The sequence below is a fragment of the Candidatus Kryptonium thompsonii genome, from assembly GCF_001535985.1.
Lineage (GTDB): Bacteria > Bacteroidota > Ignavibacteria > Kryptoniales > Kryptoniaceae > Kryptonium > Kryptonium thompsonii.
On the sequence record NZ_CZVS01000040.1, the window covers coordinates 1 to 19,944 of the forward strand.

Annotated in this window: 18 protein-coding genes; 15 read left to right on the top strand and 3 right to left on the bottom strand. The window is 34.7% G+C overall.

The genetic code is table 11. From position 1 onward, the window contains the following. The first annotated feature begins 283 nt into the window (after window positions 1–283). From AWW78_RS06460 to AWW78_RS06475, 4 genes are read left to right on the top strand one after another with little or no spacing between them, the layout of a single operon-like run. Window positions 284–2,203: a DNA methyltransferase gene (locus AWW78_RS06460; RefSeq protein ID WP_047134627.1), complete on the top strand. Its 1,920-nt coding sequence runs from the start codon at window positions 284–286 to the stop codon at window positions 2,201–2,203. Continuing rightward, window positions 2,184–3,290, top strand: a complete 1,107-nt coding sequence (locus AWW78_RS06465; protein WP_047134628.1) for an AlbA family DNA-binding domain-containing protein — start codon at window positions 2,184–2,186, stop codon at window positions 3,288–3,290. The genes AWW78_RS06460 and AWW78_RS06465 overlap by 20 nt, the downstream gene beginning before the upstream one ends. Continuing rightward, complete coding sequence (locus AWW78_RS06470; protein ID WP_141652055.1) at window positions 3,272–3,796, top strand: hypothetical protein; 525 nt, start codon at window positions 3,272–3,274, stop codon at window positions 3,794–3,796. The genes AWW78_RS06465 and AWW78_RS06470 overlap by 19 nt, the downstream gene beginning before the upstream one ends. Before the next feature lie 24 nt (window positions 3,797–3,820). Next, window positions 3,821–6,424 carry a DEAD/DEAH box helicase family protein gene (locus AWW78_RS06475; protein ID WP_047134630.1) on the top strand — a complete coding sequence of 868 codons (2,604 nt, stop codon included), beginning with the start codon at window positions 3,821–3,823 and terminating at the stop codon, window positions 6,422–6,424. A 234-nt stretch (window positions 6,425–6,658) separates the two neighbouring features. Here AWW78_RS06475 and AWW78_RS06480 read toward each other — a convergent pair whose 3' ends face one another. Together AWW78_RS06480 and AWW78_RS06485 are read right to left on the bottom strand one after the other, a co-directional pair. Continuing rightward, window positions 6,659–7,129 carry an aminoacyl-tRNA deacylase gene (locus tag AWW78_RS06480; protein WP_047134631.1) on the bottom strand — a complete coding sequence of 157 codons (471 nt, stop codon included), beginning with the start codon at window positions 7,127–7,129 and terminating at the stop codon, window positions 6,659–6,661. A 91-nt stretch (window positions 7,130–7,220) separates the two neighbouring features. Then, a complete protein-coding gene (locus AWW78_RS06485) occupies window positions 7,221–8,948 on the bottom strand; it encodes a lytic transglycosylase domain-containing protein (protein WP_159420972.1) in 1,728 nt (575 codons plus the stop codon). 170 nt (window positions 8,949–9,118) lie between these two features. Between AWW78_RS06485 and AWW78_RS06490 the strand changes: the two genes are divergently transcribed. The 8 genes from AWW78_RS06490 (at window position 9,119) to AWW78_RS06525 (ending at window position 16,876) form a co-directional block, all read left to right on the top strand. Continuing rightward, window positions 9,119–10,135 (top strand): glycosyltransferase family 9 protein, encoded by a 1,017-nt coding sequence (locus tag AWW78_RS06490; RefSeq protein WP_047134632.1) that lies wholly within the window; start codon window positions 9,119–9,121, stop codon window positions 10,133–10,135. Beyond that, window positions 10,128–10,922 carry a DUF3108 domain-containing protein gene (locus AWW78_RS06495; RefSeq protein ID WP_047134633.1) on the top strand — a complete coding sequence of 265 codons (795 nt, stop codon included), beginning with the start codon at window positions 10,128–10,130 and terminating at the stop codon, window positions 10,920–10,922. The genes AWW78_RS06490 and AWW78_RS06495 overlap by 8 nt, the downstream gene beginning before the upstream one ends. Continuing rightward, window positions 10,922–11,875 carry a GSU2086 family protein gene (locus AWW78_RS06500; RefSeq protein WP_047134634.1) on the top strand — a complete coding sequence of 318 codons (954 nt, stop codon included), beginning with the start codon at window positions 10,922–10,924 and terminating at the stop codon, window positions 11,873–11,875. The genes AWW78_RS06495 and AWW78_RS06500 overlap by 1 nt, the downstream gene beginning before the upstream one ends. Window positions 11,876–12,394: 519 nt before the next feature. Continuing rightward, window positions 12,395–12,766 carry a CPBP family intramembrane glutamic endopeptidase gene (locus AWW78_RS06505; protein ID WP_082359558.1) on the top strand — a complete coding sequence of 124 codons (372 nt, stop codon included), beginning with the start codon at window positions 12,395–12,397 and terminating at the stop codon, window positions 12,764–12,766. 7 nt (window positions 12,767–12,773) lie between these two features. Beyond that, window positions 12,774–13,331: a putative signal transducing protein gene (locus AWW78_RS06510; protein WP_047134636.1), complete on the top strand. Its 558-nt coding sequence runs from the start codon at window positions 12,774–12,776 to the stop codon at window positions 13,329–13,331. A 15-nt stretch (window positions 13,332–13,346) separates the two neighbouring features. Then, on the top strand, window positions 13,347–14,168 hold the full coding sequence (locus tag AWW78_RS06515) for a phosphatidate cytidylyltransferase (protein ID WP_047134637.1): 822 nt from the start codon (window positions 13,347–13,349) through the stop codon (window positions 14,166–14,168). A gap of 13 nt (window positions 14,169–14,181) precedes the next feature. Then, entirely contained in the window at window positions 14,182–15,474 is a 1,293-nt protein-coding gene (gene rimO / locus AWW78_RS06520) for a 30S ribosomal protein S12 methylthiotransferase RimO (RefSeq protein ID WP_047134638.1), read from the top strand. A gap of 97 nt (window positions 15,475–15,571) precedes the next feature. Next, complete coding sequence (locus AWW78_RS06525) at window positions 15,572–16,876, top strand: GWxTD domain-containing protein (protein WP_047134639.1); 1,305 nt, start codon at window positions 15,572–15,574, stop codon at window positions 16,874–16,876. On the opposite strand, the gene AWW78_RS06530 is transcribed toward AWW78_RS06525, so the two are convergent. Next, window positions 16,873–18,705, bottom strand: a complete 1,833-nt coding sequence (locus AWW78_RS06530; protein ID WP_047134640.1) for a putative porin — start codon at window positions 18,703–18,705, stop codon at window positions 16,873–16,875. The two genes, AWW78_RS06525 and AWW78_RS06530, sit on opposite strands and share 4 nt — an antisense overlap. Window positions 18,706–18,867: 162 nt before the next feature. Here AWW78_RS06530 and AWW78_RS06535 point away from each other — a divergent pair, with 162 nt between their 5' ends. The 3 genes from AWW78_RS06535 to AWW78_RS06545 all read left to right on the top strand — a co-directional run. Next, window positions 18,868–19,380 (top strand): NADH-quinone oxidoreductase subunit J, encoded by a 513-nt coding sequence (locus AWW78_RS06535; protein WP_047134641.1) that lies wholly within the window; start codon window positions 18,868–18,870, stop codon window positions 19,378–19,380. A gap of 53 nt (window positions 19,381–19,433) precedes the next feature. Then, window positions 19,434–19,736 carry an NADH-quinone oxidoreductase subunit NuoK gene (gene nuoK / locus AWW78_RS06540; RefSeq protein ID WP_047134642.1) on the top strand — a complete coding sequence of 101 codons (303 nt, stop codon included), beginning with the start codon at window positions 19,434–19,436 and terminating at the stop codon, window positions 19,734–19,736. Window positions 19,737–19,759: 23 nt separating this feature from the next. Next, window positions 19,760–19,944, top strand: a 185-nt coding sequence (locus AWW78_RS06545) for a hypothetical protein (protein ID WP_047134643.1), incomplete at its 3' end; no start/stop codon positions are given.

A 19,944-nucleotide genomic window follows, 5' to 3' on the forward strand; every position in this document is an offset into this window, starting at 1 on the left:
ATCTTTTGGGGTTATGCCTTGCATTCGCTTCGCTTGACTTTTAATTACAAATTTCTAAAATTATATCACAATGCCAGGAGAAATGTTAACAATTGCAAAAAACATTAAGAAATACTAAGTAAAACTATGCATTTCTCATGGCAAGTTATCTAAACTTGCAGGTATTACTTTACATACAATCACCAAAATTGAGTTGGTGGCTACACCAAACCCCAGAATTGAAACTTTCAAAAAATTACTGACGCTTTGAGCGTTAGTATTGACAATTTAATGAGGTAAAGCCATGGAGAACTTATTAGACAATTTACAAGCCTTACTTAAAAAAGATGAACGGCTTGTTAGCGAAGGCGAGCTTTTAAGGAATAAAATTATAGGGCTTGCTTTGAAGTTAGATAAAGACCTCATTAAACTTCTTTTATCTGATAACAAAATGAAAGAAGTATTTTTTGTTGATATAGATGGCACTTTGATTTTTGACAAGGATAAATTTATTAAGTTTGTTTCTAATAAGCAATTTTTACCAGATAGTTATACCGCCTTTAAAAATAAAATTGGTTTAGTTGATGAAAAAGGAGAATTTATCAGTGAGAAAAAAGATGTAGTTTTATCTTGGCCTTATAAAGATTGTGTTTTAGAAGGTGGAATGACAAAAGAAGACCAAAAGCGAGATGAAATTTTCTGGAACGAAATTTTAGCGCCAGATGAAATTAGTCGTCTTTTAGATCCAAAAGTTTTTACCAACGCAAAAAGAATTGATAAAGATGGTGAACATAAATTTGATGGATTTAGAACCGATGAAAAAGGAGACATAAAAGACAATTTAATAATCAAAGGCAATAATCTTTTAGTCCTTCATTCCCTCAAAAAAAGATTTGCAGGAAAAGTAAAACTAATTTATATTGATCCGCCGTATAATCCAGATAATCCAAGAAATACCTTTACTTACAACAATAGTTTTAAACACTCTACTTGGTTGACTTTCATGAAAAATAGACTTGAGGTAGCGAAGTTGTTATTAAAGGACGATGGAGTTTTGCAGATTGCTATTGACGAAAATGAACAAGCGCGGCTCGGGGTCTTGATAGATGAATTATTTCATGGCTATGAAAAACACTGTATCACCATAGTACACAATCCCAGAGGAGTACAAGGTACCAATTTTTCTTATACGAATGAGTTTGTTTATTTTGTTTTCAAAAAAGGTTTAAAAGTTATACATAAAATCAAAAGGGATACTCCTCTAGTAGAAGAATTTAGAGACCATGGGGGAGAATCATTGAGGAGTGACGCAAAAAATTGTTTTTATCCAGTGTTAGTAAAAGATAATAAAATTGTAGGTTTCGGAGAAGTGCCAAGCGATGATTTTCATCCGAAAGGAAAAAATGTTAAAAGAGAGGATGGGACAATAGAGGTGTGGCCTATTGATGTTAAAGGAATAGAAAGAAAGTGGGTTTTTGCGAGACAAAGTATAGATGAAATTAAAGATAAATTATTTGTAAAGAGTAAGGATAACGGAGAAATTGATATTTTTAGAATAAAGGACGAAAAAATTCCACGCACTGTTTGGTTTGGCTCAAGATATGATGCAAGTACCCATGGATCAAAAATAGTTAATAAAATAATTGAGGGTAAAACAGTGAGTTTTCCAAAATCGCTTTATGCTGTTTATGATTGTATTTATTCAGTCGTTAAAACTGATAAAGAAGCAATTATTTTAGATTTCTTTGCTGGTTCCGGGACAACTGCTCATGCTGTAATGATGCTTAATAATGAAGATAGTGGCAATCGGAAATTTATTTTAGTAGAACAGTTAGACGAACACGTGGAGGTAGCAACACAAAGAATTAAAAACGAAATTGAAAAATTCGGCAAAGGCGATTTTGTCTATTTAGAACTTCTAAAATGGAATGAAAAATTTGTTGATGAAATTAAGAGAGCGGAAACAAAAGAGGAATTGAAAAAATTGTGGGAGCAAATGAAAGAAAAGGCATTTTTAAGTTATAAGGTCGATGTTAAAACAATAGATGAGCACGCTAAGGATTTTGAAGATTTGTCAATTGAGGACCAAAAAAGATTTTTGTACGAGTGCTTGGATAAAAACCATCTCTATGTAAATTACAGCGAAATTGATGATGAAGAGTATGGGGTAAGTGAAGAAGATAAAAAATTAAATAGGGGGTTTTATGGAAAATATCACGGATGAAGAATTACATCTACCATGGGACAATGATACACTTGAGAAGTTACTTCTGAAGGTTGTTCAAACTGGAGAAACAACCAAGGTTGATTTTAAGCAAACATTGAATCTTGACACCGCTGAGCAAAAAGCAGAATTACTTAAGGATATTTCTGCCCTTGCGAATAGTTATGATCAGGCTTATTACAATTATGGATTTATTATCATTGGGGTAAAGCAAAATAAATTAATAGGTACATCATTTACACAAGAAGTTGACCATTTGCAATCTCAAATTGATGAACTTGTAAAAAACTACATTGGACCCTTTATTACAACACATGTTAGAATATTTAATACCGAGGGCAAAACATGGGGAGCTATTGTAATTCCGCCCACAAAAAATGCCCCCCATGTTTTTATAAGAGATATCCATAACAAACACCGTGGCGATATTTATGTTCGTAGAGGAACAGTGACTGAGAAAGTTTTACCAGAAGATTTTCCTCGCTTCTTTAGGCACCATTTAGATGAATATACCTATGAACTGCGACAAGAAATAAAAGATGTTCGGTCTGAACTTGAAGAAATAAAAAGGAATTTGGTTTCTAAAGAAACTAGTCAATCCTTAGAGGTAAGTGGACGGAATACCCCCGGGAAAAGAATACCGGCTAGAAAAAAAACTGTCTCTTTATTGCAAGAGATTGAGAATATTTTTGCGTCTGAAGAAGATCCAATTAAAAATGGTTTAATTAAAGAAGCAAGAAAAGTACAGTCTTTTCTTGAATCTGATTCTATTCCATGGGATCTTCAAGTTCCTTCAAAAGAAGATGGACAGAAACTTTTTTCTGCCATTGAAAAAGAGGCAGAAATATATTGGTTAGCTTTATCAAAAATTCTTCTTAAAGATGACAAAGGAAAATATGATGAGGTGATTATTCAATCATTGAGATATCTTGCCCGTTATTATGAAGTACCGGTGGGCATAAGGCATACTGATTTAGGGCAATATATCCGATATTACCCACTAATTGTAAGCTTATATATCGTTTTTATCATTGGTGCGTTCAAGAAGAAACAATTTCTTTTAAAAAAGTGGCCGGCATTGAATTAGTGAGACGATCACTTTATGAAGAACCATATCCTATTGCTTATTCTTTGTTTTTTATTCGTCGTGCTGGCGAGGTTTTTCAAACCCAGTATGAAAGCTATCCCAATTCTCGATGGTGCGATCCGGTAGCTAGTTATATAAAAGTATTGTTTGATCGAAAGATTCATATTGATGATTATCTCTGGGATAAAGATGCGAATTTTTATATTAGAGAATTCCTCTTAAGTTTGCTGCCTTTAGATATAGTAGATAAAAACACCGGCACACCAGCTATTGGTCATCCGTCATCTGGACTTTTTATCTATATAAGTGATTCTATACCGGCTATTCGTAGATTTTTGAAGAACGAGAGCGGTTGGGTTGCTAAAATTTTTTATCGTCCTTTTGAAGAAATTCTAAAAAAATTTGATGAAACAGCAAAAAGGTTAGTGTCTGGGTTATGTTGGGCCAATGGATTTGTATCTGGTGCACTTGAAGCTGCTTTTCCAGAAAAAAATGAAAATAGGTGAATCAAAAAAGTAAAGTTATAAACTATGCTCTACGAAACTTTTAATTCAATAAAAGAATCATTTGGGGAGGATTATTTTACTTCAAGGATTGATCCGGAAATAGTTCAAAATCTTAATCCGAATTTTGAATTACGGGAATATCAAAAAGAGGCGTTAGGTAGATTTGACTTTTATTTTAGCGAATACCAAAAAAGAAAATTTCCGGTGCATCTTCTTTTTCATATGGCGACTGGGAGTGGAAAGACACTTATAATGGCGGCGAATGTTTTATATTTGTATAAACTGGGCTATCGCAATTTTATCTTTTTTGTGAATAGCGTAAATATCATTGAAAAAACACGGGATAATTTTCTAAACCCTTTATCAGAAAAATATCTCTTTGCTCCGAAAATTAAATTCGGAGATAAAGAAGTTTTTATCAAAGAAGTTCAAAATTTTGAAGGGGTAAATCCTGATGATATAAACATTATTTTTACTACTATTCAAGGTTTGCACATTAGAATGACCCAACCGAAAGAAAATGTTTTAACAGAAGAAGATTTTGAAGGAAAAGATATTGCTTTGATTTCAGACGAAGCACATCATTTACAAACAATAACAAAAAATCAGAAGGAACAGGAATTAGAGAAAAGCTGGGAATATACTGTTATTAAGAGAATTTTTGAAAAGAATTCCAAGAATATTTTGTTAGAGTTTACAGCTACAATTGATTTAGGAAATAAAAACATAAGAAAAAAGTACGAAGACAGAATTATCTTTCAATACGACTTAAAGCAATTTCGCTTAGATAAATATTCTAAAGAGATTGAAGTTTTGCAAGCAGATTTAGAGCCGATTGATAGAGCTGTGCAGGCGGTAATCTTAAGTCAGTATCGCAGAAAAATAGCTGAGAAATATAAACTACATTTAAAACCGGTAATACTTTTTAAATCTAAAAGTATTAGAGAATCAAAAGAAAATTACGATGGTTTCTTGGCAAAGATAAAAAATTTAAAGCCCAACGATTTAGAGGAAATACAGTCACGAGCTAAAGGAACGGATTTAGAAAAAGCATTTAACTATTTTAGGAAAGAGAATATAACTTTTGATAATTTAATTAAAGAACTTCAAGAAGATTTTTCTGAAGAAAAGGTGATGCTTTTGGATTCTGAAAATATTGATGAAGAGAAGCAGTTAAAACTTAATTCTTTAGAAAGTAAGAATAATGAAATTAGAGCAATCTTTGCAGTGAATATGCTTAATGAAGGTTGGGATGTACTTAATTTATTTGATATTGTCCGATTATACGATACGCGCGACGGAAAATGGGTTCGCGGGAAATATAAACCAGGTAATACAACAATAGGAGAGGCACAACTTATTGGCAGAGGCGCAAGGTATTTTCCATTCCAGTTGGATGAAACACAAGATAAATATAAAAGAAAGTTTGATGATGATATTGAAAATGAATTAAGAATTATAGAGACATTGCATTATCACAGCGCACATAATCCCAAATACATTGAGGAGATAAAGAGTGCCCTTACAGAAATGGGAATTATACCAGAAAAACATGTTCAAGTAGATCTATTTATTAAGGATTCTTTTAAAAAGACTGATTTTTGGAAAAACGGAGTGATTTTTATAAATGATAGGGTGCCGAATCTAAGGACAGAGATCTTTAGCTTAGATGATGCAAAAATTGAGCGAATTTATACATATAAGCTGAAAACTGGCGAACTTAGAGAAAATGTTATCTTAGAGGAAGAAAAGAAAGAAAAACTTACCAGAGATGTAGTGCTAAGTAAGAGGAAATATAAACTTTTAGACTTTGGAGAAAATATTATCAGAGGTGCATTAGATAAATTTGAGTTCTATAAATTTGAAACATTAAAAAAATATTTCCCCCACATCAAGTCGGTCAAAGAATTTATTTCTTCGTCTCAATATTTGGGTGGAGTTGATATAGAAATTTCAGGTCCAAAAGAAAAAATTGAAAAACTAACTCCAGCTGAGAAAATGGAGATAGCTTCATTCGTAGTTAAAAATATAGCGGAGAAAGCAAAAGTGAACACTTCAGAATTTGTAGGGACAACTCTTTTTAAAGCAAGATTGCTACGGCAAGTTTTTAAGGATAAAAAAATCAAAATAGACATTGATGAGGTCGATACTAAAGAATTAAAAGACATCAATTTGGCCGAGAAAGATTGGTATGCTCAGAATGTATTTTATGGCACAGAGGAGGAACAGAAATTTATCAGTTTTATTGATGGATTTATAGAAAGGTTGAGACAAAAATATTCGGAGATAGCACTGCTTCGCAATGAGAAATATTTTCAGGTGTTTGATTTTGATGAGGGAAGACCATTCGAACCGGATTTTATAATGCTGTTGAGGGAGAGAAGCAAAACAATCAAGATTTACCAAATTTTTATTGAACCCAAAGGAGATCAATTTAAAGATAGTAAGGGAAGGTTTGAAAATTCCAAAGAAGGATGGAAACAGAAGTTTTTGCTTGAGTTAGAGGATAGAGCAGATACAGATTTAAAATTTGAAAATAAACATTTCAAGCTTATTGGCTTACCCTTCTATAATGAGAAATTAAAAAAAGAATTTGAACAAGCTTTAGAAAGTAAAACACTTTCATAAATTATGGATACCCTTTGTTCTTACTTTTTTAGCCCGTTGGTCCTTGAAAAATTTTTGGCTTTGCCAAAGAGCAGACAGGCAAAATGAAAGGAAAGGTTTAAGTGTTATTCCCACCAATGAATCTTTGCCCGCCTGTTGTCCTGCAAAATGGAATTGTCGCCCGCAGAGCGACGATTATAAATCGCAGTCCGGATTTTCATCAAAATAAGTTCAGATTTTTTAAGACATACCACTTCACAAATGCTTACTTAAATCACAAAACATGGGCTCAACAAGACGAACATAGTCCGCCATCTTCATCTTCACAACATCGTTGTGAGTCCCACCGTTAAAACTTATCTCATCATTTGCTTTAAATCTTTCATCAACATAAACAGGAACATCATATAAATTCCCAAACGGAGGCATCGCACCAGTCTCACAATCCGGGAATAACTCCCTAAATTCAGATTCACTTGCAAGTGTTAAATTTTCAACATTCAAAATCGACTTCACCTTTTCAAAATTCACCCTATGATCAGAAGGAACAACAAGCATAAAAAATTTACCATCCGACTTAACGATAACACACTTCGCAAATTCCTTCCCCTTAATATGAACGCTGGCTGCTACCTCCTGTGAAGTAAAAGCGGTTGAATGAACGATGGTGATATACTTCACCCCGTTTGAATCAAGATAGTTTTTCAACCTTTCACAGATCGCCATGGCAGGACCTCCATTTTGAGTTATATTTCTCAGCTGGTCAGATGCGAGAGGAATTCATCTGAAAGAAATTTACTCCCTAAAACTAAAAAAATCAATCACTTCCCCCAACAGAAGAACCTGTGTAGATTACTATCTTCTGCCCCACCTTTATCAAATTCCCCGTTAAACCATTCCATCTCTTAATATCGCTAACCTTTACATTATATTTCTCCGCAATAGAGCTCAAAGTATCTCCCCTCTTAACTCGATAAATAACTCTCCCATCCATATTATTAACCCTCGTCCTATTTACTCTAAAACCTACATTAGAGTATGAACGAACTCCTGAAATATCTGGCACCAGAATAACTTGTCCAATCCGCAAAGACCTTGGTTTAACCTTGGGATTAAAACTATATAGAATTTCAAGCGGAACACCATATTTTCTAGCAATCTTATTGAGCGTCTCTCCTTTCCCTACCTTATGAACTATTAAATTTCTTTTCTCATCATCTGGCAAGGCATTATAATTAGCCATAAAAATTTCCTTCTTCCCCTTTGGAATTTTCAATGTATACTGATGTGGTGGTGTATATCCACGGATGAGCTCGGGATTTAGCTCAAGCAAAGTTTCAAGATCAGTTTCTGCGCATTCTGCGATTTTCTTCAAGCTAACACTTGCATCTGTTACCACTTCATCATATTCAATTGGGTCCTCATCTGTAACTGGAAATTTAAAACCATACTTTTCGGGTTCAAGTGCTATCAAAGTAGCAGCTATATACTGCGGTACATAATTTCTTGTCTCCCTTGGCAAATATCTTCTTATTTCCCAAAAATTATAAGCGCCGGCTTTTCTTATTGCTCTTTGAACCCTCCCTGCACCAGAATTATACGCAGCTATCGCCAAGTGCCAATCTCCAAATAACTCATAGAGATCTTTAAGATGTTGGGCAGCTGCTCTCGTTGATTTCTCTAAGTTCCTTCTCTCATCATACCACCAGTTTGATTCAAGCCCATATAATCTTCCTGTTCCTTTGACAAATTGCCATACCCCAACCGCTTTAGCTCTTGAAACCGCAAATGGATTCACCCCACTTTCAATCATACAAAGATAGATTAATTCCTCAGGTAGATTATACTCAGCAAAAATTTTCTTAAACATCGGCCAGTACTTCGCAAGTCGGTTCAACCATAACTCCATAAAATACCGACCACCATTCTGGAAATAATCAAGATAACTTTGAACATATTCATTTATCACAAGCGGAATCGTCGTTTTAATCTTAACGATTTCTTCACTTTTCAACTCAACCTTCAAACTATCAACCTTTTCAGCAATTTGATTAAGCTTATCTTGAATGTTTGATATATACTCTTGAACCATTCCCCCCTGCAAGAGTGAATCAAACTTTGAAACATATCTTTGATAAAAGCTTAATACTTCCCCGCTTATGGTCTCAAAATCTTTGCTCAACTCAACTTCACTTGTCCTCGAAATTTCATCGAGTTTCTCCATTGCATCATGAATTATCTCAACTGCAGAAATCGTATCCCCCTGATTGATGTATTCAAGCGCAAGCTTATACTCCCTCCTAACTTCATCCAAGATTTTCGCCGTCGTTAATGAATCATATATTAAAATATCATTTTTCAAAAGGTGCTTTTGGTTATCAACTGTCGAAGTATCCTTAACAATCGAAATTGTTGAATCTGGGAAAGAGCAAAAACTCGTTGTATCTGGATTCTGTGAAGCTTGCGTTTCCTTTAAAATGTCGTTTTTAACAGCACAACCATAAATGACAAAAACAATGAAAAACAGTAAAAGTTTTTTATGCATCTCACCTCCAAAAATTTTGAACATGTTTCTGTCTATCGCTAAGATATTAATTTGAAAGAACAAAATCAAGGAAAACACAGATTTTACCGAGAGTTTGAGATATTCCGAATTGTTTTTTAGAAGCGCTTAATTTATATTTTATCAAGTAAAATCAAACTCAAAGTGGTCATTTGCTTAATGTTTCGAACATACTTGTTTGCCGAACCGATAAAATTGGTGATGTGGTGTTAACTTTGCCTGTTATGAATGCTTTAAAGAATTATTACCCCGAATCTAAAATAACTTTTCTAGTAAGCGAATATACAGCCGAAATCGTTGATGGACACAGAGCCATCGATGAGATTATGATTTACAAGCCTGAAGAGAATGTTTTTCACCTTGCGAGAAGAATAAAGCAAAAAAAGTTTGACCTCGCAATTGTCGTTTTTCCCGTCTTCAAAGTTGCCCTTGCGCTGTGGATTGCTGGCGTTCCAATAAGAGTCGGAACTGGCTACAGATTTTATTCTTTCCTTTTTAACAAAAGAGTTTTCGAACATAGAAAATACGCCGAAAAACACGAAATTGAATATAACCTCAACTTGATTAAAGCAATTGGAGTTAAGGTAGACGAAATCAAATTTGACATATTCATACCCAAGTCCTCATTTGAAAAAGTGAGGGAAATTTTAAACAGAAATGGTTTAAGCGAAGGGGATTACATAATAATTCACCCTGGGAGCAAAGGCTCAGCACGAGATTTAAAACCAAGCAAATTTCGGGAATTAGCGCAAAAGTTAAGTGATTCGGGTTTTAAAATTGTTATAACTGGAAGCGAATCTGAGAAAGAACTCGCTAAATTTGTAAGCGATGGATTAAAAAATGTTTACAACTTTGCTGGCTTATTTAACCTAAAGGAGTTATCTGCATTGATAAAATGCGCGACTATTTTCATATCGAATTCAACAGGACCAATTCACATAGCAAGCGCTGTTGGAACCACCGTTGTTGGATTTTATCCGCCGATCAAGGTAATGAGCCCAAGACGATGGGGTCCTTACACAAACGATAAGATTATCTTCATGCCAAATGTCCCTTTTGAATGTAAAAAATGCATCGGCGAAAAATGTGAATTTTTTGATTGTATGGATTTGATAAGCATAGACGAGGTTGTAAACGCAATAAAAGAAAAGCTTAAAATCAATGTATAAAATTTTGAGCTTTCCACTTGTTTTCTTGGTTGCTATCTTTTTTAAGCAGAACTTAGACGAAAAAACAATTCAATTTAACAGCAGAAAAATTGAACATAACGCTTTTAAGGTTGGCGAACGTTTGCTTTACGATGTGAAGTACCAATTTATCAAGGTTGGCGAAGCGGAGATTTCTCTATCTGAGATAGTTGAATACAACGGTCGCAAGTGTTACCGTGCCGTGTTTAAAGTTTGGTCTCTGCCGTTTTTCTCGGTGTTTTATAAGGTTGATGATAGATATGAAAGTTTAATTGATGTTGAAGGCATTTACCCGTGGAGATTTGAGCAACGCATAAGGGAAGGCGGATATAAACGTGATTTCTACGCTGAGTTTGACCATGTTAATTTGATAGCAAAAACATCAGAAGGAATTTATCCAATTCCACAATATGCACAGGACGTTTTCTCGGCTTTTTACTACGCAAGAACACAAGACTACTCAAATAAAAAAGTTGGAGATAGAATAAAACTCGAAAACTTCTACAGAAATAAGACATACCCGCTTGAAATTAAATACCTTGGGGAGCAAACTGTTGAAGTTAAAGCTGGGAAGTTTAAATGTGTTATAGTTGAACCATTGATAGTTGAAGGTGGACTTTTTAAAGCAAAGGGAAGATTTCTCTTATGGATAACAAATGATGCTAAAAAAATCCCCGTTAAAATGACAGCCGAGATACCGATAGGAAACATAACGGGTGAGTTAAGAGAATTTGAAAACATTGAAAAAATAGATGCAAAGATAGAGTGATGAAATCAAAATATGAAAAAATAGACCTTTCAAAGGTCAAAACGATCACAATTAAAAACAGGAAAAGCAAAGTTAACACAGCAGAATTTGCAAAGGTATTTGATCCTAAAACGCAAAGTTTTTCAGAGTTCATCGACTCGCTCCCGGAAATACTTGTGGCAAAAGATTTAAAAATTCTCGTTGACAAAATTGTAAATGCTTATGAAAAAAATAAACTTGTCATCTTTTTGATTGGGGCTCATGTTATAAAAGTTGGGCTTGCACCGCTTTTGATAGAACTTAGCAAGCTTGGGGTCTTAAAAGCAATTGCCATGAATAGTGCATCTGCTATTCACGATGTTGAAATCGCCTTGTTCGGTCAAACTTCAGAAGATGTGGCTGAAAATATAATGGACGGAAGCTTCGGCATGGCAAAAGAAACCGGGGATTTCATAAATCTCACACTTGAATATTACTGTAAAAATTCAGATCTCGGCTACGGTGAAGCTCTTGGGAAAAAATTAAACGAGGTCGATGCCCCAAATAAAGATTATAGCGTTCTCGCTTCACTTTATAATTTAGATATACCTGTGACAGTTCACGCTGCTATTGGAACTGATATCGTCCATCAACAACCAACGATGGATGGCTCCATCACAGGTGAGATGAGCTTTAGAGATTTCAAAATTCTTTGCAATGTTTTAACAAAACTTGATCAAGATGGGGTGGTCGTAAATGTTGGCTCTGCAGTCATAATGCCGGAAGTTTTCCTTAAGGCTTTAACCATAGTTCGCAACCTTGGGTACAACGCCTTCGGATTTACAACAGCGAATTTTGATATGCTGAGACATTACAGACCAACAGTTAATGTTATACAACGACCAACCCAAGGTGGAGGTCAAGGTTTTATGATAACAGGTCATCATGAAATAATGATACCACTTTTGGTAGCAATGATAAAAAGTAAAATTTGAAGAACAGAATGGAGCAAGAAAATTTTGATCAAAAAATAGAGAAACCCCAAAGCTCTCTTAAGGCTTCCCCAATTGCGATGACCTTAATAGCGCTTGGGACAGTTTTCATATTATACCAGTTTTTCGGAGCAAGTTTAACTTTTCTGCTTTTCGGTGGTTTGAACGAAGCAAATGTCCAAAACTTCAGGTTGATGACTTTGATTTCTCAATTTTTATTTATCTTTATCCCAACTTTATTGTTCGCAAGATGGCAAGAAATTGGGTACAAGGAAATCTTCAAACTTAAAGCGCCATCTTTATTTGAGCTTGCTCTTACAATAATTGGGACTTTAGCACTTCAAAATATAGCACAAATCTATCTTTATGTTCAGGACATTATCATACCAATTGAAAAACTTGGTCCCATTTTTGAAACAATGCGGAAGCTCATGGAACGAACTTATTCAATTTTAATCTCGGCAAAATCACCACTTGAATTTGCCTTCGTCGTTCTTGTTGTAGCGCTTACGCCCGCCATATGTGAAGAGTTTTTTGTTCAGAGGCCTTGTCCAATACAACTTATCAAAAGCGAGCAACTACAAACTTGGGTTTATCATAACTGGGGTCATTTTTGCAATGTATCATACAAACCCGTTCAACTTTATCCCTTTAGTTGCGCTTGGGGTTTATTTTGGCTACCTTGTTTATAAATCTGGAAGTATATATCTTTCAATAATTGCTCACTTTGTAAATAATTTCAGCGCTGCTTATCTTTATTATGCCATCGGATCGGAAGGTATAATTCCAAACAATAGTTTAGCTTTATTTACAACGATGTTTTTTTCGATAGCGATTTTCATTGCTTCAATTTACATTTTTGAAATTTTACATGTAAACAAAACTCAAAATTAAACAGAAAATGCCTAAGTGTCCGCTTTGCGGTTTTGTGTATCCGGAAGGTGTAACCGCTTGCCCGGATTGTAATATAAATTTGATCGATGAAAAGCCCGAAATATGTATATATTGCGGTGCAGAAATTGAACCGGGTTTGCTCTATTGCCCTGAGTGCGGTAAAATTTTCTTAACAAGAATTTTTGAACCTGAAGATGAAATCGAATGCGAAGAACATCTTGATAAGCCAGCTGTTGGAATTTGCGTTGTATGTGGAAAACCCATTTGCAAAGAGTGCGCAATTGAAGTTGATGGCAAAATTTACTGCAAAGAAGGGAACCACAAGCAATATAAAGAGGAATGGTCTATCGTCTACACAACCCAATACGAATATGAAGCTGAAATGCTAAAAGCAAACCTTGAAAGCGCTGGTATTCCATGTGTCGTTTTCTCTACAAAAGATCACACTTACTTTATGACGGTTGGCTTTGGAATAGTTAAAGTGCTTGTCCCAAAAGACAAGAAAGATATTGCACTCAAAATAATTGAAGATCTCAAGTACAGCGATGAGGATTATTACGAATAAAAATCGGGTGAAAAATTGAGTAATCTCACCATTCGAGTCTTGGTTGCAGTCGTTGGCATACCTTTAATAATCCTTATAACGCTTTATGGAAAATTGCCTTTTCTTATTTTCGTTCTTCTCATATCCACCCTTGCAACATATGAATATTACAAGCTCGCCACTCATAAAAATTCATCCCCGATCATCTTGATTGGAATGTTTACAATTTTAATAATTGATTTAATTTTTTACCTTGGCGAAGTTCAGCACTTAATATCACTTTTCATTTTAGCGATTCTTTTAACTGGGCTTGTTGAATTGTTTAGAAAACCCAAACCCAATGGATGGTCAGCCATTTCAAATCTTGCGACGACCCCATTCCCAATTTTTTATATTGGATTATCGCTTGGAACATTGATTGGTTTAAGGGAAGCTAAATATTATGACTATTTCAAAGGTGGTGTTTTTATAATTTCAATCTTTGCGATAATATGGATTTGCGATACAGCAGCATACTTTGTAGGTAAGTCATTGGGAAAGCGAAAGCTTTATGAAAGGGTAAGTCCGAACAAAACAGTTGAAGGATTCATTGGAGGTTTGATTTTTGCCTTTTTATCATCATTCATAGCAAGGTATATGGTGCTTGATTTTTTAACAATCTATGATGTCGTTGCGATAGCGATAATTGTTGGGGTTTTCGGACAGCTTGGGGATCTTGTTGAATCTTTAATTAAGAGAGATGCTGGTGTTAAGGACTCATCAAATATAATTCCGGGGCACGGTGGTGTTTTTGATAGATTTGATAGTTTGATTTATGTTGCCCCGCTTGTTTATCTTTATTTTACAACTTTAAAATAAATTTTGTACTCATGTGAGAAACGGAAGGAAGAAAATACATGTTTTGACGCTTGGTTGTCCCAAAAACCTTGTCGACTCAGAAATTTTAATAAGCAGATTGAAAGATAACTTTAAAATCGTTGAAAAGCCGGAAAAAGCCGAAATTGTGATAATAAATACCTGTGGCTTCATTGAATCCGCAAAACAAGAGTCAATAGATAAAATTTTTGAGGCAATCTCGCTTAAAGAGAAAGGAAAGGTGGAAAGTGTTTATGTAATGGGTTGCCTATCTGAGAGATATAAAAATGAACTTGAAAAAGAGATACCGGAGGTTGATAAATTTTTCGGCGTCGAACAATTCCCCGAGATTTTAAATGAACTCAGAGTTGATTATAAATATGAACTGCTTGGGGAAAGGGAAATTTTAACAACTGGGCATTTTGCTTATCTTAAAATTTCTGAGGGTTGTGACAATCCCTGCTCCTTTTGCGCTATACCTTTAATTCGTGGCAGACATGTAAGCCGTCCGATGGAGGAGATAATTAAAGAAGCCGAAAAACTTGCATGGAAAGGTGTAAAAGAGTTAATAATTATCGCACAGGATACAACTTACTATGGTCTCGATATCTATGGTGAGAGAAAACTTGCTGAGCTTTTACTTAAACTTTCCCAGATTGATGGAATTGAATGGATTCGGTTAATGTATGCATTCCCATCCAAATTCCCCGAAGAAGTTATAGATGTGATAGCGCAAAATCCTAAAATTTGCAAATATATCGATATCCCAATCCAGCATATTTCCGATAAAATTTTAAAGTCGATGAGGCGAGGAATCACAAAACGAAAAACGATCGAACTCCTTGAAAAAATCAGAGAAAAGATTCCAGATGTCGCCATAAGGACGAGTTTGATAGTTGGTTATCCTGGCGAAACTGAAGAAGAATTTGAAGAATTGTTAAATTTTGTCAATGAATTTAAGTTTGATCGTCTCGGTGTTTTCACATATTCGCAGGAGGAAGGAACGCCTGCTTTTGAACTTGGCAATCCTGTTCCAAGCGAGGAAAAAGAAAGAAGAATGGCTTTAATTATGAAAGCACAACATGACATCATAATTGAGAAGAACGAAAAAATGATTGGAAGGAAGCTTAAGGTTTTGATAGATAAAAAAGAGAAAAATTATTATGTAGGTCGAACGCAATGGGATGCCCCAGAAATTGACCTTGAAGTCTTGGTTGAGGGAAAAGATTTAAAGGTTGGGGAATTTTATCAAGTTGAAATTTACGATTTTTTTGAGTATGATTTAATTGGACGAGTTGTTCAATCATGAGTCTGAAGAGATTTTTAAGAAACAAACTGAAAAATATTTTTGTTAAAAGTTTTTGGAATAAAAATTTAAAACCGATTTCAAGTCGGGTGGAGAAAAAATGAAAAAACTAATTTTAATTTTGCTAATTCTCATAGGCTCGGTTGTTTACTCACAAGTTGAGACGAGTTCACCCAGAAGCTACGCAATGCCCCAGTTTTACTTCAGCGCACTCAATTTCGCTGGGGATATGAGTCAAAATGGGAGCAGAGTTGATATCTATGTTCAGGTCCCGTATGAATATCTTCAATTTGTAAAAGAAGGTGATCGTTATGTTGCTAGTTATGAAGTTGATGTCCGAATCATAACGCCAAAGGGCAAAGATGTGGTTGAAAAAGTATGGACGCAGAAAGTAATAGCGGATAACTTTGATCAAACGACTTCAAGGGCTTTCTGGGATATATCACAGGCATTTTTGAATCTTCCATTTGGCGAGTATAAAATTAGTGTTCAAGTAATCGATATTGATACAAAGCGAGGGCTTAAAAAAGAGGGCACAATAAGCGTAAGAAATTTTGCTCAAAGACCGATAACGATAAGCGACTTGATGATGGTTTCATCTGTAAAGGTTGAAGATGGCGTCAAAACAATAGTTCCTAATGTGTTAAACACAATATCCACTTCTGGCGATAAGAATTTTTACCTTTTCTTTGAGGTTTATAACAACACTAACATCTCGGATTCCGTCGATATAACTTACAAGATTGATAAAATAAAGAAGCGCAAGAGGGAACAAGACGTTTCTTTTACAGGAGCAGTGAAGGAATTCATTAAACCTGGAAAAAATTCAATCATATTTGAAGTTTCCGAACCAAAAATTGGCTTTGGTGATTATATAATTTCTGTTCAGGTTAAAATGTCATCGAATCCGGACTATTATTTTACAGCTCAAAGAGGATTCGTGGTCAGATGGCATGAAATTCCAGAGTTAATAACTGATCTTGACAAAGCAATTGAACAACTCGTTTATATTGCAAAACCAGAAGAGCTTAACTATATCAAATCAGCACAAGATGACACAGAGAAAGAAAAAAGGTTTCTTGAGTTCTGGCGCAAGAAGGATCCAACGCCAAATACGGTTAAGAATGAACTTATGGAAGAATATTACAGCAGAGTTAAGTATGCAAATGAACACTTTGGGCATTACCTTGAGGGATGGAAAACAGACATGGGAATGGTTTATATAATTTTCGGACCACCAAGTAGTGTTGATAGACACCCATTTGACATTAATGCTAAACCATATGAGATATGGTACTATTACGAAATCAACAGAAGATTTATCTTTCTCGACGAGACAGGTTTCGGAGACTACCGTTTGATAACCCCACTCTGGGATGAATGGACAAGAAATATTTGGCGTTAATCAAAAAAAGTCCATATAACGCCAAATCTTAAGCTTCTATCCTGCATTGGGTAGAAAGCCGTGGTCATATATCTTGAATTTGTAACATTAGCAAATGTTAAAAATATAACTGCGCTTTTCACTCTCCCACTCAAGAAGAAATCAAGCGTTGTAAATTTCTTCAACTCATATTTATCCTGAACAAACATAAGACTTGAATTGATAAATTTATAGCCAGTGAATTTGTCCGAAACTCTTGCCCTGATGCCTGCCCTTAAATTTAAAGTTCGAGTCAGCTTGCCATCGAAGAAAAATTCAGCTTTGATGAAATATCTTGGATACGGCTTTGTCACTTTATTAAGGATTAAAGATGAGTTAACAACTAAATTTAACTTCCAGAGTTTAACACTGGCATCTACGTCGCCAAATGTTCGGCTTAAATAAGTTCTATAAAATGATGAATCTTGAAAAACAAGGAAATTGAAAATTTTTCTGTTTTGAACTTTAATACCAAGGGCGAAGTTTTCATCATTTGCTTTCATCCCAATTTCATAAACTCGATGCTTTTCGAATTCAACCGAGTTTGTTATAAACTGTTCAAGTAAAGTTGGAACTCTATACGAATGTGAAAATCCAGCATAAAAATTTAAATTGCCCAACTTTGTTTCAGCTCCGAAACCGTAAGCTGAAACCACCCTATTGAGAAGATTTTCAACCTTGAAAAATAAGGAAAGCCCAAAACTTGAAAAATTTAAAGAAGAGTTCAAAAATGATGTGACAGACAAAATCGAACGTGAACCAGGCAGAATATAGCCAGTTGAAAGAGAGTCGTTCAATAAATCGATCTTCAAATTGTTTTTTTGAAGTTCAAATCCAGCGTTTAAATTTACAAGCCAAAACATACTTTTAAAGTTTAACTTAAAGCCGTAAAAATTTGAAATTCGTTCATTTGGGTCTTTTATCAAACTAAGCCTATCTTTTTGAAAAGTATGGTAAACTGTAAAGTTAATCACAGTAGTCGAATCCAATTTATAAAGTGATGTCAAAGTCAGATCGTTTCTTTTCGACGATAAATTTGAGCTTGATTCAATAACAGGGGCAATCCTTTCGTTGTAGATTACATCTTCAGCTTCAGGTGATGCTTTAGTTGTATCGATTCCCCCGTTTAAGCCCATGTTAGTTGTCGTATAAATATTTAGAAGTGAGATATTTACTCCGTGTCGGGGAATCCAGAACGAGTTTATGAATAAGTTCCAAGCATCATATTGTGAATTGACAAACCTACCAGCTGACACACTTCTTCGGAAACCAAAGGTTAGATTTAAATTTCTATAAAAGTTATATGAAAAGCTTCCGTCCGCTGCAATTAGGTCGTAAGCGTCTTCAATGTATCGTATTCTTGTAATGGGTCTTTGTGTGAAAATGTTTTTAAAGATATAGTTTGAAGCCGACGAATTTGAATTTTGAAATATGGAACTGGAGTAATCCTTTACAGTTTCAATTTTATAAATATTGTCAAGCGGAAGCATGTGAAAGGATTGATACGGATAAACATAACCACTCAAAGTTCTTCCATTCAGAAAAAAGTGGGAAGAGCGCATGTCGGCAAAGTTAAAATTCAGATTGACAGGCTTTCCATTTTCGCCAAGCTCGTTTGAAAAAACATTGAAGTTTAAATTGAAGATATCCAACGCAAATTTATAATCTAATCTCTCAATCTGTTCAATTTTTATCTCAGCGACCTTAGAAAATGTTGGGAGTTTGGAGATCTCAAAAAAATTAATTGTATCTTGTTTTGATTGAGATAGAAGGGGGGTCGAGAGTAGGAAGAGAAGGATGAAAAGTTGCATTTTTATGAAAACTTATTGATTTTTTGTGAATAAATTTATCAAACATCGTCGAATTTTTCAATTAAAGATATTTTGAGCGGTGTTATTATTTGGTTTTTCATTGTTTATTTCAGTCCAAATTTTTATATTTATCAACGAGTTTAAAAATAAAAATTTTGTGAGATGAGTTTACAAGCACTTGTTTTCTTTGTCTCCGCTCTCATTGCAATAGTTTCAGCAATTCTAATGATAACACGAGCCAATCCCGTAAAAAGCGCAATTTTTTTAATTATCAATTTTCTTTCACTTTCGATTATATACCTTACTTTAAATGCACAGTTTATAGCTATCATCCAAGTTTTAGTTTATGCTGGCGCAATAATGGTTTTGTTCGTATTCGTGATAATGTTACTTAATTTGCAAGATGAGAAAAGGTTATCAGATAAGCTCGACATAAGAAAAGCAATCGCCTTTTTGTTTGTATTGCTCGTCTTCAGCAGAATTGCGCTTGGATTGGGTAAATCTGCAAGCGGAAGGTTCTTGGAACAAGCTAAAAATTCGGTTGAGCTAGGAAAAGTTGAGTCCATTGGTGAAAAATTATTTACAAGTTATATCCTACCATTTGAAATCACATCTTTAATTTTAATCGTTGCGATAGTTGGTTCGATTGTTCTCGCTAAAAGAAAATTCGAGTAGCCTTGCTATATGAGAATGCTTACCAAACTAATTAAAACAAACCTGGGCGTGTCATGATACCTTTGTCATGGTATTTATTTTTGAGTTTGATTCTTTTCACCATCGGAGTTTTGGGCGTTCTGATAAGGAGAAATGCAATCGTCATTTTCATGTGCATTGAGTTGATGTTAAACTCTGTAAATCTTGCCCTTGTTGGATTTTCAAGCTACATCGGAAATGAAATTGGACAAATGCTTGTCTTTTTTGTGCTAGTTGTCGCAGCTGCTGAAGTTTCAGTTGGACTTGCAATTATAATCGCAATCTTTAGGAACAGACTAACTGTTAACATTGACGAGATAAATTTACTAAAATGGTAAATTAAAAAAAGAGGCACCTGAAAATGCATAAGTATATCGGACTTGCGCTCATATTTCCACTTGTCGGTTTCATCATTAACGGTTTATTTGGGTGGAGAATAAAGAAAGAAAAAGTAATTGGATGGTTTGGAAGTTTAACTGTTGGAGCTTCATTTATTGTTTCATTTCTTATCTACCTTGAACTTGTTAGGTTGCCATTTTACGAACG